The following is a 17,827-nucleotide window of genomic DNA, read 5'->3' as shown; positions in this document are numbered from 1 at the left end:
ACGGAGCTGACGACGCGGGGGCCGATACACCGCGGCACACAGTGCCCCACTCCACGCGGGAGGATGTCTGAGCACTGTTTGGTCCGCGCGGTGGCAAGGGGCGGCAGGCGCACTGTCGCGTCCGCCCTCGGCAGCCGTGCGGTCGGGGACCGGGGGAGAGGCGACCATGGACCGCACGTTGACCGACATCCTGGACGCGGCGGCGCACGGGCGCTTTCCGCCACCGGACGGCGGGACCACAGTGGTGCCGCAGCCAAGCCGCCGTGACGCTGGGGTCATCGCCTTCACCGGGCACTCGGTGGTGTTCACCGACGAAGACCCCCAGTGGGTACGTCGTACGCTGGCCACCCTCGACTGCGACGCCCTGGCGGCCACGATGAATCCGCGTTTCCTGGGTGCGCTGCTCGACCGCACCCGGCGCTCCATGGACACGATCGACCTGCTGACCGTGGCGAGTTGCCTTGCCGGGCCACCTCCGTTGCACCTGACTGAGCTGGCGGACGCCGATCATCCTCGCGAGGTCAGGTCCCGTCGGCGCCGTGACGACATCCGCGTCTGGGGCGCCGAGGGTGGGGTGGTCGTGCTCGGCCGAGGGGTGGCCGGCCGTTGGGAGGCGGCGATAGAGGTCGACGACGAACGTCGCCACCGAGGTCTGGGGCGGGCGTTGGCGACGGCCGCCCGACATCTGGTGCCCGACGGCCAGCCGATCTGGGCCCAGCAGGCCGCCGGCAACGCGCGCAGCGTGCGCGCGTTCCAGGCGGCGGGTTTCCGACCGGTGGGCGCCGAAGCGCTTCTTCTCCGGACGTAGGCACTCCACCAGACGACCCGCACGTGCCACTGTGGGTCGAACCGTGATCGGCAGGAGGGTTTCCGAGATCACGCCCGGGGGCATCCCGCGGATGACGTCAGCCGCCCGCTACCCCTGATCGAGGAGAGCACCATGTCGGTCCAGGCATTTCTCTACATCGTCGCCGTCATCCTGATCGTGCTCGCTGCTCTGCCGCTGCCCACGAGGGGTGTCTCGCTCGCGCTTCTGGGTGCCGCCTGCGCCCTGCTCGCCTACGCCTGGCCGGTGATCACCGACTGACCTTTCCGTGAGTCGTCGTTGATGCGGTCGGTGGTCAGCAGCCAGAGCACGATCAGGCTGCCGGCCACCGACCGCCAGTCTGTTGCTCTCACAGGATCGTTGTCCGCCGTCGCTGGCGGTACGCGGCGGCCTTGGCGCGGTCTCCACAGCCGCGCATGCCGCACCAGCGCCGCCGTGCGCCTCGCGACCGGTCGACGAACGCTCGGGTGCAGTGTTCGTCGGCGCACCAGCGGAGGGCCAGACGGTCGTCGCTGGCGTGCAACTCCAGGCAGTCGCGGGCGAGGACCGTCAGGACGGAGTTCAGGTCGCCGTTGCGGTGCACCCCGTCGACGTCAAGGCGCAGCGTGGGTAGCGACCCCGCCGCGGCTCCATTCACCAGCTCACGGTCGGTCGGGGCCGCCTCGGTGCCGTCGATCAGAGCTTGGACCAGGCGGAACATCGCCTCTCGGAGTGCCTTCACGTGCCGCAGGCCGGCCTCGTCCACATCAGGCGCTCGCTCGACGATGCCGGCCTGGACGGCCCATTCCGCGAAGTCTGTTGGCGCCCTCAGCTGCTCGACGTCCGCGTGGCCGCGCTCGGCGAGAGTGGGAAGGAAGTCCAGTACCGGCCGATCGGCGATGAACTCGAACCTCACGTCACCATATTGACCGGTGACGCGACGCGGTGCAAGAGTGAAGCGATGTCATCACCGGTCGAACAGGTGACGGAACTGGACCCCGGTACCCGCCGCGACGGCGCTCGGCTGACTCACTACCTGGTCGCGGCGCTGCTGGCCCGTACCGCTGACGAAGGCGCACGCGTCGCGCTGGTGATCTTCGCCCTGGACCGGACGGGCAGCGCCGCCGTCGGCGGGACGTTGGTCGCGACCCTGCTCCTCCCGCACGTCGTGGCCGCGCCCCTGGTCGGCGGGCTGGTCGACCGGTCGCGACGGCCAGCAGCCGTGCTCGCTGCCGCGATCGCCGTCTTCGCTGGCGCCCTCGCGGCCCTGGTCGCCCTGCTCGGTCACGCGCCGCTGTGGCAGACCTACCTCGTCCTCGCGATAGCGGGGTGCTGCGGGCCCGCGGTGACCGGCGGGCTGACCAGCCAACTGGCCGCACTGGCCGGCCCCGGGCGCGAGGCTCGTGCCTTCGCGCTGGACTCGTTGTGCTACAACGTCGCCGGCATGGTCGGGCCGGCGACGGTGGGGCTGGTGGCGGCCTCCGCCAGCCCGAGCACCGCCACCCTCGCGCTCGCGGCCGCCGGCGGGCTCGGCGCACTCGGCGTCGCGTCCCTGCGCCTGCTCCCCTCCGCCGCCGCAGCGGAGCGGACCCGAGCGGTCGACCTGCTCCAGGGTGCCCGCGCGATCGCGCGGAACCCGGCCCTGCGAACGATCACACTCGCCACCAGCGTCGGCCAACTGGGCCTCGGCGGCATGGCCGTCGTCGCCACCACCCTCGCTGCGGCTGCGCACGAACCCAGCCGAGCCGGATTGCTCCTCAGCGTCACCGCCGGTGGCGCGTTCGTGGGATCACTGCTCTGGGCATGGCGTCCGCTGCCGGCGTCCCGCGCACCCCGCGTGACGGTCTGGGCCATGGTCGCGGTCGGCATACCCCTCGCGTTGGCCGCCGCGGTGCACTCCCTGCCGCTGGCCGCCGCACTGTTCGCGCTGTCGGGGCTCTTCACCGGACCGTTCGGGGCGGCGCTGTTCCTGGCCCGGAGTCACCTGGCCACCGAGGCGATCCGTACGCAGGTCTTCACCATCGGCGCCGGATTGAAGGTGGCCGCCTCGGCGATCGGCGTCGGCCTCCTGGGCCTCGCCACCGATCTGCCGGCGAGCGCTCAACTGCTGGTGGTGGCCGCCTTCCCGGTTGTCGCGGGCATCGCGGGCGGCGTGCAGTTGCGGCCCCGCCCAGGAGCGGGTGTGGGCGGGCACATCGACGCTTGCTGAGTTTCTTTCACAAGCGTAGGAAGAACACCACCCGTCGATCCGCCGTCCAGCGTCGAAGGAGATGCGTGTGACCACCTCCAGAGGGCTCCGTCTGGCCGTGTCCGTGCTGGTGACAGCAGCCGCCGTCCTGCTCGGCACGGCGGCCCCTGCCGCACCGCCAACGGCTCCCGCCCGGACCGGGCACCCGTCCTGCGACCCGATCGACCCGACCGCCTGCCTGCTGCCGTTCCCGAACGACTACTTCACCGTGCCGGACCGGAGCAGCCCCACCGGCAAGCGGGTGCGGTTTGCGGCCGCCGCGATGCCCGCCAACGTGCAGGGAACCCCGATCGACCCGACGGAGTGGAACCGGCAGGACGGGTTCAGTCCGGGCTCACCGATCCTGGTGCGCGTACCCGGCCTCGACGCCGCGGCGAGCGGGATCGCGCCGGTCACGGACATCGGCCGCTCGCTGGCGCCGAACGCGCCGATCGTGCTGCTCAACACCCGGACCGGTGAGCGCACGCCGTACTGGGCCGAGTTGGACGCGCACGCCGCCGGCCAGCCCGACCGGCAGCTGCTGATCATCCGGCCGGCGGTGGCGCTGACCGAGGGCGCTCGCTACGTCGTCGGGTTGCGCGGTCTGCGCGACGGCGACGGGGCGTTGATTCCGGCGCCGAAGGCGTTCACGGCGTACCTGAGCGGTGCCGACCGCAAGCAGCGGGACGCGCGGGGGCCGCAACTGAGGCGGATCGTCGCCGAGCTGAGCCGGACCGGCGTCAAGCGGCACGACCTCTACCTGGCCTGGGACTTCACAGTGGCCAGCCGGCACGGGCTGACCGGGCGGATGGTGGCGGTCCGGGACGACGCGTTCGCGGACCTCGGCCGGGCCGCGCCGCCGGTCACCGTCACCCAGGTGACCGACTATTCACCGGAGCAGGATCCGCTGATCGCCCGGCAGGTCAGCGGCACCATCGGCGTACCGTCCTATCTGACCGGTGACGGTGGGCCCGGCTCCCGCCTGCACTACGGCCCGGCCAGCGGCACCGGGACACCGCCCACGCCGAACGCCCTGCCCACGCCGTCCGGCGCGACGGTGGCGGCGGACTTCGTCTGCAACATCCCGCGCAGTGCCTCGGCCGCGCGGCCGGCCCACCTCTCGCTCTACGGCCACGGACTGCTCGGCCGACCGACCGAGATCAACGCCGGCAACGTCAGGACGATGTCGAACACCCACAACTTCACCTTCTGCGCGACCAGTTGGATCGGCATGGCCGCCGCCGACGTTCCCTTCGTGGCCAACGCCTTCACCGACCTCAGTGTGTTCCCCGCGGTGGCGGACCGGTTGCAGCAGAGCTTCCTGAACTTCCTCTTCCTGGGCCGCGCGATGATCCACCCGGCTGGGTTCGCCGCTCACCCGGCGTTCCGGGACGCCACCGCCCGGCCGCTGATCAATCGCGTCGGCGGGCTGCACTACGACGGCAACAGTCAGGGCGGCATCAACGGAGGCGCGCTCACCGCCATCGCCCAGGACTGGACCCGGTCGGTGCTCGGCGTACCGGCGATGAACTACTCCACGCTGCTGCAACGCAGCGTGGACTTCGCACCGTTCCAGACCGTGCTGGACGGCTACTACCCGGACAAGGTCGACCAACAACTGGTCCTCGCGCTGCTCCAGATGTTGTGGGACCGGTCCGAGGCCAACGGGTACGCCCAGCACATGACCGACCGGCCACTACCGCGCACCCCGACGCACCAGGTGCTGATGCACGTGGCCTTCGGCGACCAGCAGGTCTCGCCGGCGGCGGCGGAGGTGCAGGCGCGCACCATCGGCGCGCGCCTGCACACCCCCGCGCTCGCCGACGGCTGGTCACTGGACGTGCGGCCGTACTGGGGCATCGCGCCGATCCGCCACTACCCGTACACCGGCTCGGCGATCGTGATCTGGAACAGCGGCACGGCCTACGCGCCACCGCCGACCAACCTCGCCCCGGCCGGCCCGGAGTACGGCGACGATCCGCACGAGTTCCCCCGCGCCCAGGCCGGAGCCCAGAAACAGAAGGCGGTCTTCCTGCTCACCGGCAAGGTCGCCGACGTTTGCGCGCGGACGCCCTGCCCATGACGCGAAGATCGGAACGAAGCGGGGCGCTGGCCGTGCCAGCGCCCCGCCGGAAAACGTCGACCCTGCCGGGTCAGCAGCGCACCTCGGTCTCCTTCTGCGCCACGTCCGAGATGCCGCCGAGGGCCCGGGTGCACACCGACAGCGTGTTGGCGCCCAGGGACCAGACCTCCGGACCACTGGAACACTGCAGGTCGCGCAGCGTGCTTCCGGTAACGATGGAGGTGCAGACCTGGTACGAGCCGTGGCTGGCCCGGTACTGCTGCCACACGTACGTGTAGGCGTAGTTCTTGCCGCACCCCTTGTACTGCTTGACCGATGCCGCGGTCTGACCGCCGACGGTGACGTACGCGGTCGCGCCGATCTGCACCGAGCCGGCGCAGCGCGGGTTGGTCTCGGCGTGCGCGGGTCCGGCGAACGCCAGGGTCGCCGGCACAGCCAGACCGGCGGCCGCGAGGACGCGTACGCCACGGCGGGAAAGGTTCTTCATCGGTGACCTCCTTCAATGCACCGGATCCGTGGAGCCCGGTGTCGTCGATGCACCACATTGATGGCGGCCGAGGCCCGTTCGGTACCCTCTGACACGCTCTGACAACGCCTGACAACGTCGTCTGACATGGGGGAGTGATGAAGGACCAGCGTGCCGCCGCTCAGTCGATTCAGGACAGACAGGCCGCCGAGGGGTTCGCCGAACAGCTCCGGGCCCTGCGGACCGCCGCCGGTGACCCGTCGTTCCGCAAGATGGCTGGGCGGTCGGGTCGGATCTCGCACACCACGCTGCACGAGGCCGCCGCCGGGACCAGGTTCCCGTCCTGGGAGACCGTGCGGGAGTTCGTCCGAGCCTGCGAGGCGGACGAGGTCCAGTGGCGGCGTCGCTGGGAGGAGGCGCAGCGTCCCGGGACGGTCCACGACATCGCGGATGGCGATGCCGCGCCGGTCAGCACCGATTCCCCGGCCGGTGCCGACATCCCGATCACCACGGGTGGAATGGAGCCCGACACCGGGACCGACGCCCCGGAGACCCACGGGCCCGTCGTGTCCGTCGTCCCCCTGCCGTCGCCGGAGGAGCGGGACGCGCTGCGGAGCACTGACTATCCGCCGACGGACGAGGACGTCGCGGGTGCACGGCGGCCCCGGCTGCCATGGCTCGCCGCGGCCGCGGTGGTCCTGGTGGTGGCGATGGTCGCCGTCCTGGGCGTCGTCGTCCGCGGCCGGTCGTCACGGGACGACTCCGGCGCGGTGGCGGCGTCGTCCGCACCGTCGGTGTCGCCGTCGGCCTCAGCGTTCTCGGATTCGCTGATCCCCGGCGACTCCAGCAAGTTCATCTCCGACGTCACCATCCCCGACGGCACCCGGGTGCGGGTGAACTCCCAGTTCGTCAAGGTGTGGGCCCTCAAGAACGTGGGGAAGGTCGCCTGGCACAACCGCTACCTCGCCCGCACCAACCCCACCGCCGATGCCGACGGCTGCCGGGTGCCGGACCGGGTGGCGATCGGTGACACACCGCCCGACGAGCAGGTGATGATCAGTGTCGAGGTCACCGCGCCGAGCCGTCCCGGGAAGTGCTGGGTCAGCTGGAAGATGGTCGACGAGAACGGGCAGGAGTACTTTCCCACCCGCCGGCCGGTGTACTTCATGGTCACCGTCACCGCCTGAGTGCGCCCCCCCGGGTCGCCCTGGCCGGTGTAAGAGCGGCGATCGCTCGATGTCAGTCCCGGTGCGACCAAAGCTGACAACAGCACATCCATCGAGGTCGGGGACGGCCTGACGGATCTGACAGGACAGCAGGGGTACCGAACAGCAGGTCGATTCTCGCACTGTGATGTCCGTTCCGAACGACTCACCAACTGCGAGGAGGATCGACAGTGCGCCGTCCCTGGTTGTCCGTCGGGCTCGCCGCGCTCTGCGTGGCCGTCGGGGTTCCGGCCCACGCGTGGGCCGCGACATCCGGCGCCACAGCGCAGCGAACCGTCACCGCGGCCGCGCAACCGGTCGTGGACATGGAGGCCACCGTCCTGGCCGCCCAGATCGACCCCCGCCGGGCCGACAACACCCTGACCCCGGGCGCGAAGAGCTCCGTACTCGCCGTCGAACAGGCGCTCCAGGCCCAGAACCTGCTGAACGCTCAGTGGGTCGACGGGTACTTCGGCACCCAGACCGTCTCGGCGTACGCGGCGTACCAACGCTCGCTCGGTTACACCGGGCTGGCCGCGAACGGGCTGCCCGGCACGACGTCGCTGACGAAGCTCGGGCAGAACCGCTACACGGTCGGCAACACGATCGGCCCGGGCGCGAAGGTCTCGCGTGACGGGTACGTCGTCAACGCCCGTACGCAGGCCATGTTGGTCGAGGCGCAGCGTCTGCTCGGCTACGCCCTGGTGCTCGACCAGGGCTCGTACAACCCGGGCGGCGACCCCACCTCGGCCGGTACGCACGACGGCGGGGGTGTGGTGGACATCGCGGTCACCGGCATGACCGCCGCCAAGCGCACCGCCGTCGCCCGGGCCCTGCGTCAGGTCGGCTTCGCGGCCTGGGTCCGTAACCCGAATCAGGGCGACTGGCCGTGGCACATCCACGCCACGGCGATCAACGACACGGACCTGTCCAGTCAGGCGCAGCACCAGGTCGGCGACTACTACCTCGGCATGAACGGCCTGGCCAACCAGGGACCGGACGACGGCCCCCGGGTCCCGATCAAGACCTGGGAGCAGTACCAGCGCGGGCAGTGACCCGCACCCCTTCACCGTTCTGAAAGGACACCATGAACATCCGTAAAAGCCTCGCCGCCGTCGGCGTCGCGCTGGCCGCGACCACCTCGATCCTCAGCGTCGCGTCGCCCGCGTCGGCGGCTGCCCGAGACGGCGTCTGCGACAGCGGCGAATTCTGCTACTACTACAACAGCGACAACGCGGGATCGATCTCGGACTTCACCGGTTCGCTCGACGACTACGGCACCGAGCAGCCCTCGTGCTACGACTTCAAGGGCGCTGGCGCTGGCAAGGGCCTGTGCATCAAGAACGAGGCCGCCTCGGTCTGGAACCGCAGCACCAAGACGGTACGCGTCTACTACAACAGCGGCTACGCCGGTTCTTACCAGGACTTCGCGGCCGGCGCGAAGGGAAACCTCAACGCCACGCTGAAGAACAACAACGCCTCGCACCAGTTCTCGCCGTCGACCCGCACGAACCTGTCGTACGCCCTGTACCAGGCCAGCGGCGGCACTGTCACGTGCGCCTTCGACGGTTACACCACCACGCCCGGCCGGCACGAGGGCATCGACATCGCCCGCAGCGTCGGCTCGGACGTGCGCGCCCTGGTCTCCGGAACGGTCACCTACGTCGCGCGGGGCGCCACCGGCAGCGGCGGCCTGTCCACGATCTCCGTCTTCAACTCCTCACTCAACAAGACGGTGATCTACCTGCACACCGCGCCGAGGTCCGGGGTGAGCGTGGGTGACGCCATCAGCAAGGGCGAGATCATCGGCGATGAGTCGTGGCACGGGGTGTCCTCCAGCTCGGGCGCGCACACCCACGTCGAGGTCCGGGCCGGCCGGCAGACCCACGCGGCCGTCAGCGTCGGCGACCCCACCCTGGACAACGCCGACCCGACCGCGTTCTGGAACTCCCAGGGCTACAACGAGAAGTAGGACGCCATGAACATCCGCAAGGGCCTCGCCATCGTCGGCGCCGTCCTCGCCATGTCCACCTCCATCCTGAGTGTCGCCTCGCCGGCAGCGGCGGCCACCCGGGACGGAACCTGCGACAGCGGCGAGTTCTGCTACTACTACAACAGCAACCAGGCGGGCTCGGTCTCCGACTTCACCGACTCACTGGACGACTACGGTACGACCCAACCGACCTGCTACGACTTCAAGGGCGCGGGCAGCGGCAAGGGCCTGTGCGTGAAGAACAACGCCGCGTCGGTGTGGAACCGCACCGGCAAGACGGTGCGGGTCTACTTCAACAGCAACTTCGCCGGTTCTTACCAGGACTTCGCGGCCGGCGCGAAGGGCAACCTCAACGCCACGCTGAAGAACAACAACGCCTCGCACGAGTTGCTGAGCGGGCCGACGGGCTGTAGCACCGACGGCACCAACAGCAAGCTCCCGAGCACCATCCTCGTCTACCGGGTCAGTCTCGGGCGCGTCGACCGGGTCGACTTCAAGACGTACGTCAAGAACGTCCTCCCGAACGAGTGGGTGACGAGCTGGCCGGCCGCCTCACTGGACGCCGGTGCGATGGCCGTCAAGAGCTACGCCTGGTACTGGGCGCTGCACTCGACCCGGAAGACGTCCGGCGGACAGTGCTACGACGTTCGGGACGACACCGGCGACCAGGTCTACCGGCCGTCGTCGGCACAGACGTCGACGTCCGCCGCGGTGGACCGCACCTGGTCGGCCCGGATGACCCGCAGCGGCAACATCCTGCGGGCGCACTACTGCGCGACGACGACCGCATGCGGTGGTTGGGTGGACGGGGACTGGCTGTCGCAGTACGGCTCGCGTGATCTGGCCAACGAGGGCAAGAACTACCAGGCGATCCTGCGCTACTACTACCGCGACATCGCGCTCTCCTGAGGTACGCACCAACCGCGCCGCCCGCCGCAACTCTGCGGCGGGCGGCGCGCTCATGGGTACGGCACCGGCTACGCCGGCGGCTCGACCGCCTCGACGAGCACCTCGAGCACGTGCCGGTACGGCTGGCCGGTGGCCCGGCTCATGCCCATCTCGCAGGTGCGGTTGCAGGAGGCGTACGCGTCGTGGTCGCGCTGATTGATCTCGGCGGCCTGCGCCGCGGTGGCGCCGGCCGTGACCTCGGGGTGCAGCAGCCCCCGGTCACCGGCGAAGGCGCAGCACCCCCAACTGTCCGGCACGGTGACGGTGTCGGCGACCGCCCCGGCCACCGCGCGCAGGTCGTCGATGCCGCCCAGGTGCACGGTGGAGCAGGTGGGGTGCAGGGCCAGCGAGCCCAGTCGCCGGGGCTGCGGCAGCGCCGGCAGGAGGTGCTCGGCGGTGAAGGTCACGCTGTCGACGAAGCGCAGCGCGCCGTACCGTGCCCGGTCCTCCTCGGCCAGCGCGGCGGTCAGCTGGGTCAGCCCGTGCGTGCACGATGACGCGTCGCACACGACGGGCAGGCGACCCTCGTCGCTGGCCGCCCAGAGCGCGGCCAGGGTCCGCTCGGCCATCTCACGGTGACCGGCGGGGTAACCCTTGGACTGCCACGGCGTTCCGCAGCACAGGCCCGCCGTGCCGGTCGGTACGACGAGCGGCACCCCCGCCAGTTCGCAGAGGCGCAGGAACGCCGCTGCCGTTCCGCCGGACGAGCCGTCCTCGGGTGCGAAGAGGCTGCCGACGCAGGCCGCGAAGAACACCGCCCGGGCGTCCGGCGCGCTGCGCGGGGTGGGGCGGGGCGCGCCGGCGCGCGGCATGTCGTCGCTCCACAGCGGCATCAGTTCGGTGGCGCCGAGCCCACGGATCACCCCGGTGGCGGCCCGGGTCACCGGCGTCGGCACGGCGTGTGCGGCGCTCAGCCCCACCCGGACGCCCGTCACGGCGGCCTTCCAGTGCCGCGCGGCAGTGCGGGCGGTGCGCTGGGCGCGAGGGCTGTGCCGCTCGGCGCGCAGCCGTTTCATCGCCGCCCCGGTGTCGATGCCGACCGGGCAGGCGGTGACGCAGAGGCTGTCCGCGGCGCAACTGTCCACCGCGGCGTACTCGTAGTCGGCGGTCAACTCCCGGCGGCGCTCCTCGTCGCCGGCGACGGTGGCGAGGGCGATCTGCCGTTGCAGCACGATGCGCTGCCGAGGCGTGGTGGTGACGTCGGCGGTGGGGCAGACCGACTCGCAGTATCCACACTCGACGCAGGCGTCCAGCTCGGGGTCGACCGTCGGGACGGCCTTGAGCTGCCGCAGGTGCACGGTCGGGTCGTCGTTGAGCAGTACCCCGGGGTTGAGCAGGCCGCTCGGGTCGCACAACCGCTTGAGCTCGCGCATCACGTCGTACAGCTCGTCGCCGTACTGCCGGCGGACGAAGGGCGCCATGGCCCGACCGGTGCCGTGCTCGGCCTTGAGTGTCCCGCCCTCGGCGAGCACCAGGTCGACCATGTCGTCGGTGAACCGGGCGTAGCGGTCGATCTCGGCCGGAGTGTCGAAGGACTGGGTCAGCATGAAGTGCAGGTTGCCGTCCCGGGCGTGTCCGAAGATCACCGCGTCCGGGTAGCCGTGCCGGTCGAACAGACGGATCAGCCCGTCGCAGGTGCCGGTCAGGCGCGGCATCGGCACCGCGACATCCTCCAGCAGGGCCGTGGTGCCGGGCGGGCGGGCCCCGGCGACGGCGGTGTAGAGGCCCTTGCGCAAGTGCCAGAGGTTGGCCCGTTCGCGCGGGTCGCGGGTCAGCTCAGTGCCGGTGACGGCCCGCAGCCGGTCGAGTACGGGCCGGGCGTCGGCCAGCGTCGCGGCCAACTGCTCCGCGCTGTCCTCGGCGAACTCCACCAGCAGCGCGGCGTGGCCGGTGACCGTCAGCCCGCGCAGGGCCGGGCTCGCACCCGGGTCGCGTTGGCTGACCCGCAGCGCGGCCGCGTCGAGCAGTTCGGCGGTGCGGGCGCCGGCGGCGAGCAGAGCCGGCAGCGCGTCGGTGGCGTCGGTGAGACCGGGCAGGATCAGCAGACCGGTGGCGGCGTGGTCGTGGATCTCGACGGTACGGAAGACTGCCTCGGCCACGAAGCCGAGCGTGCCCTCGCTGCCGATCATCAGGTGGGCGAGCATCTCGACCGGGGTGCTGTGGTCGAGCAGCGAGTTCAGCCCGTACCCCATGGTGTTCTTCATCGCGAACAGCCGCTCGATGGTGGCGCGCGAATCCGGCGTCGATCGCACCCGGTCGCGCAGGCGCAGCAGCCCGGCGTGCAGCTCGGGCTCGTCGGCCCGAAGCCGATCGTCGGCGTCGCGGGCGCCGGAGTCGACGACGGTGCCGGACGGGAGCACGAAGCGCAGCGACTCCATGGTCCGGTACGCGTTGTCGGTGGTGCCGCAGGTCATCCCGCTGGAATTGTTGGCCACCATGCCACCCACCGTGCAGGCGGCCTCGCTGGCCGGGTCCGGGCCGAGCCGGCGTCGGTAGCGGGCCAGCCGGGCGTTGGCCTGCCGGATCGTCAGGCCCGGCTGGAGCCGGATGCGGCGGCCGTCGTCGAGGACCTCGGCGTGCCGCCAGTCGGTGCGGACGTCGACCAGCACGCCCGCGCCGCCGGCCTGCCCGGCGAGGCTGGTGCCGCCGCCGCGCAGGGTCAGCGGCACACCGGCCTCGCGGGCGCCGGCCATCAGCGCCCCCACCTCGGCGGCCGAGGCGGCGCGGACCACGGCCTGCGGCTCGAACAGGTACGGCGAGGCGTCGTGCGCCGCCGCCAGCCTTCGGGGCAGCTCGGCGCTGGCCCGGCTCGGATCATCCAGGCGCGAGCGCAGCAGTTCGGCGACCGCACGGGCGCGAGCGCCGGCCGCGGTCGGTGCGGGTACTCCTACGACGGGTCTCATGGACGGGTCCTCCCGGGAGGGGTGGTCAGTCGGCCACCGGAGACGCGACGACCAGCAACCGAGTAGGGGCGGTGCTGGCCGGGGGCGGCAGCCGCAGCGGCTGCCGGCCGGGGGTGATGCTGCCAAGCACGGAGGCGTGCCGCGCGCCGGTGCCCGAGGGCAGGGTGCCCGGCAGCCCGTGCACGGTCAGGTAGCCCAGCAGCGCGAAGGCCAGCGCCTCCTTGGCGTCCGACGCGATGCCCAGGTCGTCGCTGGAGGACAGCTGGACGTCGGGCAGCTCCTCGGCGATCATGCGCATCAGCGTCGGGTTGTGTGCGCCGCCGCCGGAGACGACGAGCCGGGTGACGCCGTGGTCGCGGCAGGCGCCGGCCACCGTGACCGCCGTCAGCCGGGTGAGCGTGGCCAACACGTCCTGCGGGCCCGGTGTGGGCGCGTCGGCGAGGGCGGCGAGCAGGTAGGGCAGATGGAACAGCTCTTTCCCGGTGCTCTTCGGGCCGGGCAGCCGGTAGTACGGCTCGTCGAGCAGCCGCCGCAGCAGCTCCGGATTCACCTGCCCGGCGGCCGCCCCGCGCCCGTCCCGGTCGTACTCCTCGGTGCCCCCGCTGAAGTGACGGGCGGCGGCGTCGAGGAGCGCGTTCGCCGGCCCGGTGTCGAAGGCGAGCGGGTCCGCGTCCGGCGCGACGACGGTGATGTTGGCGATGCCGCCCAGGTTCAGCGCGGCCGGGACGCCGGGCAGGCCACCCAGCAGCAGCGCGTCGAAGAGGGCGACCAGGGGAGCGCCCTGGCCGCCCGCGGCCACGTCGCGGCTGCGCAGGTCGGCCACGACCGGAAGGCCGGTGGCCTCCGCGATCCAGGCCGGCTGACCCAGCTGGAGGGTTCCCCGAACCGTGCCAGCCTCGACCCAGTGGTGCATGGTCTGCCCGTGCGAGACGACCAGGTCGGCATCGCCGTCGCACAGCTGGGCGAGGGCCCGCACGCCGGCCTCGGCGAAGGCCTGGCCGACGCCGGTGTCCAGCACGCAGATCGCCTCGGTGGTGGTCGCCGCGGGCGGCAGGGCCGCGGCGATCTGCGTGCGCAACTCGTCGGAGTACGGGTGGCTGAGCCGGCCCAGCGGTCGCATCCGCACTGCGTCGCCGCTCAGCTCGAACTCGGCCGCGGCGGCTTCGATGCCGTCGTAGGAGGTTCCGGACATCAGGCCGATCACACGCATCACGTCCTCCTTCACGCCCGGCCGGCGGGCGCCGCCGCCGCGTCGTCGTCGACCTCGTCGGTACGTCCATGGTCGTACGGAGTCTCCGGGGCCGGGTGGAACCGGCTGGACACCGCGCCGACGACCAGGGTGATCAGGACGCCGATCGGGACCAGCCACTGCGCGGCGATGGCGGTGGCGGTGGTGGTTCCGGCCGTCGTCACATCGATCTTGACGTAGCGGACGATGTAGGTCATCACCGCAACGGTGACGAGGAAGGCGATCACCGCGTCGACCTGATTGGCCCGCTTGACGAGACGGCCGAGCAGGAAGGCACCGAGCAGCGCGCCGTAGGTGTAGCCGGCGATGGTCAGACCGGTCAGATAGACGTTTCCGGTGCTGGAGCTGAACGCGCAGGCGAAGACCGCCATCAGCACCGCCCAGACCAGGGTCATCACCCGGGCGAGCCGAAGCATCGTGTCGTCGGACGGGACCTTGCGGAAGAAGCTGTGGATGAAGTCGGCGACGGTGGAGTTCGACATCGAGTTCAGCGCCGAGGACAAAGAGCCCATCGCGGCGCCGAGGATGCCGGCCACCAGCAGACCCGAGATGCCCACCGGCAGGGCGTGCAGGATGAAGCTCGGGTAGAGGTTGTCGCTGCTCGCCAGGCCGAGTTCCTTGAAGGTCTGACCCTTGTTGTACGACCACAGCAGCGCGCCGACCAGGGAGAACGCCGCGAACTGGATCACCACGAAGATGCCCGAGGAGATCATCGCCTTCTGCCCCTCGCGCAGGGTGCGGGTGGACAGGATGCGCTGCACGATCAGCTGGTCCGAACCGTGGCTGGCCATCGCGAAGATCGCGCCACCGATGATCGCGGTCGGCAGGGCGAACGGGCTGGTGAGCACGTGAGCGAGGGCGAAGTTGGTGTCGAAGAGCTGGAACTTGCCGGCGTCCAGCGCCTGCGAGTAGCCGTCGAAGCCGACGGCGTGGCTGAGCACCGCGATGGCCAGGATCGCCCCGCCGAGGTACAGCCCCATCTGGATGGCGTCGGTCCAGATGACCGCCTTGATGCCGCCGAGGTAGGTGTAGACCACCGTGATGAGCGTCAGGACGATGATGATGGCCTGGTAGCCGACATTCAGCCCGAACTCGTCGAGAAGGAGCTTGATGGGGATCGCCGAGGCGAACAGCCGTACACCCTCGGCGAGCAGGCGGGTGAAGACGAACGTCACCGACGCCAGACCCTGGAGTTTCAGGCCAAACCGCTCACCGAGGTACTGGTAGGCGCTGACGAACCCGCCCCGCTTGTAGAGCGGGATGAGCACCGCCGCCACGACGACCCGACCGATGACGTAACCCAGGGCCAGCTCGACGTTGCCGAAGCCCTGACCGCTGTAGGCGCCGCCGGGAACACTGATCACGGTCAGGACGCTGGTCTCGGTGGCGACCACGGAGAACGAGACGGTCCACCAGGGCAGTCGACCCTCGCCCACGAAGTAGTCCTTGGCGGACTTCTGTTTACCGGACAGGCGTAGTCCGACGTAGGCGATCACCACGAGGTACAGCACGATCACAACGAGGTCGAGTTGACGCACGGCTCGCTCCCTACCAGCGGTTGTCAATAAGTGACGTTAGCCGAGAGTAACGCGAAACTTTTTGCCACCGCCCGTCCGGGCTGGTTACGCTGTGGTTTCAGCCTGCTGATACGGGGACTGTTCGCAGCTGCGCCCTCGGCCTGGCCTCTCCCCGCTGGCCGGCGACTGCACTCCAGCGAGAGGAACGAGCACCCCGTGGACCTCAGCACCCTCGGCACCGAGACCCGCAACGACAAGACCGGCGACCTCGACCGGATGTCTCCCACCGAGTTGCTTCTCGCGATGAACGACGAGGACCAGACGGTCGCCGACGCCGTCCGCCGGGCCGTGCCGGACATCGCCGCCGCCGTCGACGTCATCGTGGCGTCGCTCCGGCAGGGCGGACGGCTGATCTACCTCGGCGCCGGCACCAGCGGGCGGATCGGCATGCTCGACGCCGTCGAGATCCCACCCACCTTCGGTACGACGCCCGAGCGGGTCATCGGTCTGCTCGCCGGCGGGGCGCGAGCCTTCGGCGTCGCCGTCGAGGGCGCGGAGGACGACCCGACGCGCGCCGTCGCCGACCTCGACGCCGTCGGCCTGACCGCCCGCGACACGGTGGTCGGGCTCGCCGCCAGCGGCCGTACCCCATACGTGGTGGGTGGGTTGGATCACGCTCGCGCCATCGGCGCGGCGACCGTCTCGGTGGCCTGCAACACCGACGCGGTGACCAGCCGGCACGCCGACGTCGCCATCGAGGTGCCCACCGGCCCCGAGGTGCTCACCGGCTCCACCCGGCTCAAGGCCGGCACCGCCGAGAAGCTGGTCTGCAACATGCTCTCCACCGCCACGATGGCCCGGCTCGGCAAGGTCTACGGCAATCTGATGGTGGACATGAACGCCACAAACGAGAAGCTCGTCGACCGGGCGCGGCGGATCGTCGCCGAGGCCGCCGACACCGACCTCGACACGGCCGCGCGGGCGCTCGTGGCGGCGCACGGGCACGCCAAGACGGCCATCGTGCTGCTGCTGGCGAACTGCACCGCCGAGGAGGCCGCGGCCCGGCTGCGCGCTGCCGACGACGACGTCCGGGCGGCCGTCGCGGCCTGACCCATGCGGTCGCGGTGGGCGCAGCCGGCGGTCGGCGGTGACCGTTGGTCACCTCGGCCGGAGCGGATGCCATGTTGAGAGATATACCTCAGAGTCATAGTTATACCGCTGAGGTATATCGCTCAACAGCACATCGACATGGCGGTCCAGCCATTGCGCACGCGGCCGGCCAGTTGCCGGCGCGTGCCCGAAGCGCCCCGTCCACTGCGGACGGGGCGCTTCGTTGTGTCAGTCGAGCTGTGTGTCTGGAACCGTTCGATCCTCGTCCGCGACGCCGCCGGAGGAGTTGGCCAGCTCGATCCGGGGGGACCGATCCGGCGGGAGGTGGGCGAAGTCGGCGATGACGACGACATCCACCTCTCCGTCGATCATCGTCTGCTCGACGGTCTCCCACGAGGCCCGCATGATTCCTGCGAATCGGTAGGAGTGTCGGTGAAGGTGGCTGAGACACCTCGCGACGGCGGGCTCCGACGGCTCGATGTGGGCGGGGATCCAGATAACGGCGATTTCCATGAACCTCTCCTGATCAACGTCGTGGACGCGAGTGGGTGATCAGGAGTTGTTGGGGCGGGGGAGGACCCCGCTCGACGGGACGGCTGGTAGCGCGCATGTCGACGGCGGTGACGGTGAGCCCTGGGCGCAGCGGCGAGGTGGACGGCGATGCTGCGGCTGTCGACGTGGGTGGATCAGCGCCGCCGGTGCCGACGCCGGTCGGTGCGGACGCCAGCGCCAGCACGAACGCCGGTGGCCCCGGTGCGGGACGGGCGGGCGGGTTGGGCCGTTGTCCGGTGACGGCGGTCATCGTCGCCCGTGCCTGCTCTGCCGCCCGGCCATCGTAGGTGCCGCGAGCGCTGCTTCGGGTCACCGTCGCCGGTGCGCGCGTCGACGGTGCCGGCGATTTCCGGGTGCCAACCCGTGCTCCCGGGGAAGCCGAGGCGGAGGGTGCCCGTGTGGCCTGCGACGACGACGGGGTGCCTGACGGCCGACTTGGCCGGGCGGTGGAGGGCTTGGCCGACCGCGTCGGCAGCGGAACGGCCGACGGCAGGTGCAGCGGCTCCGTCGACGGTAGGGGCAGGGGCAGGGGGACGGCCGTGGTCGGCAGGGGTAGAGGGACGGTCGGCGGCACAGTGACCACGTCGGCCACCGAAAGCTTGATGCCCTCCGGCGAGGTGGCGACCTCCACCAGCGGGAGCCGCGACGGCGATGGGGTGTCGGCGTGGGCGGGGTCGGCACCCAGAGCCGCGCCGAGCGCCACCGCGCCGAGCGCCACCGAGGGGAGGCTGTGCCTCAGCCGCATCAGACGGAGGCCGTCGGCAGCGGG

General features: G+C 71.1%; 16 protein-coding genes. 9 read left to right on the top strand and 7 right to left on the bottom strand.

All coding sequences use genetic code 11. From position 1 onward, the window contains the following. The first annotated feature begins 166 nt into the window (after nucleotides 1-166). Nucleotides 167-808 (top strand): GNAT family N-acetyltransferase, encoded by a 642-nt coding sequence (locus ABTW72_RS01460; RefSeq protein WP_350852743.1) that lies wholly within the window; start codon nucleotides 167-169, stop codon nucleotides 806-808. Between the two features lie 132 nt (nucleotides 809-940). Continuing rightward, nucleotides 941-1,087, top strand: coding sequence for a hypothetical protein (locus ABTW72_RS01455; RefSeq protein WP_167362386.1), 147 nt, complete (start codon nucleotides 941-943; stop codon nucleotides 1,085-1,087). A gap of 88 nt (nucleotides 1,088-1,175) precedes the next feature. Here ABTW72_RS01455 and ABTW72_RS01450 read toward each other — a convergent pair whose 3' ends face one another. Beyond that, nucleotides 1,176-1,721 carry a CGNR zinc finger domain-containing protein gene (locus tag ABTW72_RS01450; RefSeq protein ID WP_350852740.1) on the bottom strand — a complete coding sequence of 182 codons (546 nt, stop codon included), beginning with the start codon at nucleotides 1,719-1,721 and terminating at the stop codon, nucleotides 1,176-1,178. Nucleotides 1,722-1,766: 45 nt separating this feature from the next. Here ABTW72_RS01450 and ABTW72_RS01445 point away from each other — a divergent pair, with 45 nt between their 5' ends. Together ABTW72_RS01445 and ABTW72_RS01440 are read left to right on the top strand one after the other, a co-directional pair. Beyond that, entirely contained in the window at nucleotides 1,767-3,014 is a 1,248-nt protein-coding gene (locus ABTW72_RS01445) for an MFS transporter (protein ID WP_350852737.1), read from the top strand. Nucleotides 3,015-3,081: 67 nt separating this feature from the next. Next, entirely contained in the window at nucleotides 3,082-5,115 is a 2,034-nt protein-coding gene (locus ABTW72_RS01440; RefSeq protein WP_350852734.1) for a hypothetical protein, read from the top strand. A 70-nt stretch (nucleotides 5,116-5,185) separates the two neighbouring features. Here ABTW72_RS01440 and ABTW72_RS01435 read toward each other — a convergent pair whose 3' ends face one another. After that, nucleotides 5,186-5,602, bottom strand: coding sequence for a hypothetical protein (locus ABTW72_RS01435; protein ID WP_350852731.1), 417 nt, complete (start codon nucleotides 5,600-5,602; stop codon nucleotides 5,186-5,188). 137 nt (nucleotides 5,603-5,739) lie between these two features. On the opposite strand from ABTW72_RS01435, the gene ABTW72_RS01430 reads away from it, so the two are divergent. From ABTW72_RS01430 to ABTW72_RS01415, 4 genes are all read left to right on the top strand, one after another. Continuing rightward, the gene (locus tag ABTW72_RS01430; protein ID WP_350852728.1) at nucleotides 5,740-6,768 is read left to right on the top strand and encodes an NBR1-Ig-like domain-containing protein; all 1,029 of its coding nucleotides are present in this window, start codon (nucleotides 5,740-5,742) and stop codon (nucleotides 6,766-6,768) included. Nucleotides 6,769-6,977: 209 nt separating this feature from the next. After that, the gene (locus ABTW72_RS01425) at nucleotides 6,978-7,841 is read left to right on the top strand and encodes a peptidoglycan-binding domain-containing protein (RefSeq protein ID WP_350852725.1); all 864 of its coding nucleotides are present in this window, start codon (nucleotides 6,978-6,980) and stop codon (nucleotides 7,839-7,841) included. Nucleotides 7,842-7,873: 32 nt separating this feature from the next. Further along, complete coding sequence (locus tag ABTW72_RS01420) at nucleotides 7,874-8,758, top strand: peptidase inhibitor family I36 protein (RefSeq protein WP_350852722.1); 885 nt, start codon at nucleotides 7,874-7,876, stop codon at nucleotides 8,756-8,758. 6 nt (nucleotides 8,759-8,764) lie between these two features. After that, nucleotides 8,765-9,688, top strand: a complete 924-nt coding sequence (locus tag ABTW72_RS01415) for a peptidase inhibitor family I36 protein (RefSeq protein WP_350852719.1) — start codon at nucleotides 8,765-8,767, stop codon at nucleotides 9,686-9,688. A 68-nt stretch (nucleotides 9,689-9,756) separates the two neighbouring features. Here the strand turns inward: ABTW72_RS01415 and ABTW72_RS01410 are convergent, their stop codons facing one another. The 3 genes from ABTW72_RS01410 to ABTW72_RS01400 are packed head-to-tail and all read right to left on the bottom strand — an operon-like array spanning nucleotide 9,757 to nucleotide 15,417. Next, complete coding sequence (locus ABTW72_RS01410; protein WP_350852716.1) at nucleotides 9,757-12,630, bottom strand: FAD-binding and (Fe-S)-binding domain-containing protein; 2,874 nt, start codon at nucleotides 12,628-12,630, stop codon at nucleotides 9,757-9,759. A gap of 25 nt (nucleotides 12,631-12,655) precedes the next feature. Then, nucleotides 12,656-13,840, bottom strand: coding sequence for an anhydro-N-acetylmuramic acid kinase (locus ABTW72_RS01405; RefSeq protein WP_350852713.1), 1,185 nt, complete (start codon nucleotides 13,838-13,840; stop codon nucleotides 12,656-12,658). 11 nt (nucleotides 13,841-13,851) lie between these two features. After that, a complete protein-coding gene (locus ABTW72_RS01400) occupies nucleotides 13,852-15,417 on the bottom strand; it encodes a sodium:solute symporter (RefSeq protein ID WP_350852710.1) in 1,566 nt (521 codons plus the stop codon). 195 nt (nucleotides 15,418-15,612) lie between these two features. Here ABTW72_RS01400 and murQ point away from each other — a divergent pair, with 195 nt between their 5' ends. Then, nucleotides 15,613-16,506, top strand: a complete 894-nt coding sequence (murQ, locus tag ABTW72_RS01395) for an N-acetylmuramic acid 6-phosphate etherase (protein ID WP_350852707.1) — start codon at nucleotides 15,613-15,615, stop codon at nucleotides 16,504-16,506. A gap of 228 nt (nucleotides 16,507-16,734) precedes the next feature. Here the strand turns inward: murQ and ABTW72_RS01390 are convergent, their stop codons facing one another. Both ABTW72_RS01390 and ABTW72_RS01385 read right to left on the bottom strand, forming a co-directional pair. Continuing rightward, complete coding sequence (locus ABTW72_RS01390) at nucleotides 16,735-17,019, bottom strand: hypothetical protein (RefSeq protein ID WP_350852705.1); 285 nt, start codon at nucleotides 17,017-17,019, stop codon at nucleotides 16,735-16,737. A 13-nt stretch (nucleotides 17,020-17,032) separates the two neighbouring features. Beyond that, on the bottom strand, nucleotides 17,033-17,803 hold the full coding sequence (locus ABTW72_RS01385; protein WP_350852702.1) for a hypothetical protein: 771 nt from the start codon (nucleotides 17,801-17,803) through the stop codon (nucleotides 17,033-17,035). Between the last annotated feature and the right edge of the window lie 24 nt (nucleotides 17,804-17,827).

This window comes from Micromonospora sp. NPDC127501, assembly GCF_040302185.1.
GTDB lineage: Bacteria > Actinomycetota > Actinomycetes > Mycobacteriales > Micromonosporaceae > Micromonospora.
This window is presented reverse-complemented; position numbering and strand designations above follow the sequence as displayed.

Bases quoted from the DNA above. Each gene is read 5' to 3' on its own strand.
- ABTW72_RS01460 (WP_350852743.1), top strand. From the start codon at position 167: ATGGACCGCACGTTGACCGACATCCTGGACGCGGCGGCGCACGGGCGC.
- ABTW72_RS01455 (WP_167362386.1), top strand. From the start codon at position 941: ATGTCGGTCCAGGCATTTCTCTACATCGTCGCCGTCATCCTGATCGTG.
- ABTW72_RS01445 (WP_350852737.1), top strand. From the start codon at position 1,767: ATGTCATCACCGGTCGAACAGGTGACGGAACTGGACCCCGGTACCCGC.
- ABTW72_RS01435 (WP_350852731.1), bottom strand. From the start codon at position 5,602: ATGAAGAACCTTTCCCGCCGTGGCGTACGCGTCCTCGCGGCCGCCGGT.
- ABTW72_RS01430 (WP_350852728.1), top strand. From the start codon at position 5,740: ATGAAGGACCAGCGTGCCGCCGCTCAGTCGATTCAGGACAGACAGGCC.
- ABTW72_RS01420 (WP_350852722.1), top strand. From the start codon at position 7,874: ATGAACATCCGTAAAAGCCTCGCCGCCGTCGGCGTCGCGCTGGCCGCG.
- ABTW72_RS01415 (WP_350852719.1), top strand. From the start codon at position 8,765: ATGAACATCCGCAAGGGCCTCGCCATCGTCGGCGCCGTCCTCGCCATG.
- ABTW72_RS01410 (WP_350852716.1), bottom strand. From the start codon at position 12,630: ATGAGACCCGTCGTAGGAGTACCCGCACCGACCGCGGCCGGCGCTCGC.
- ABTW72_RS01405 (WP_350852713.1), bottom strand. From the start codon at position 13,840: ATGCGTGTGATCGGCCTGATGTCCGGAACCTCCTACGACGGCATCGAA.
- ABTW72_RS01390 (WP_350852705.1), bottom strand. From the start codon at position 17,019: ATGGAAATCGCCGTTATCTGGATCCCCGCCCACATCGAGCCGTCGGAG.
- ABTW72_RS01385 (WP_350852702.1), bottom strand. From the start codon at position 17,803: ATGCGGCTGAGGCACAGCCTCCCCTCGGTGGCGCTCGGCGCGGTGGCG.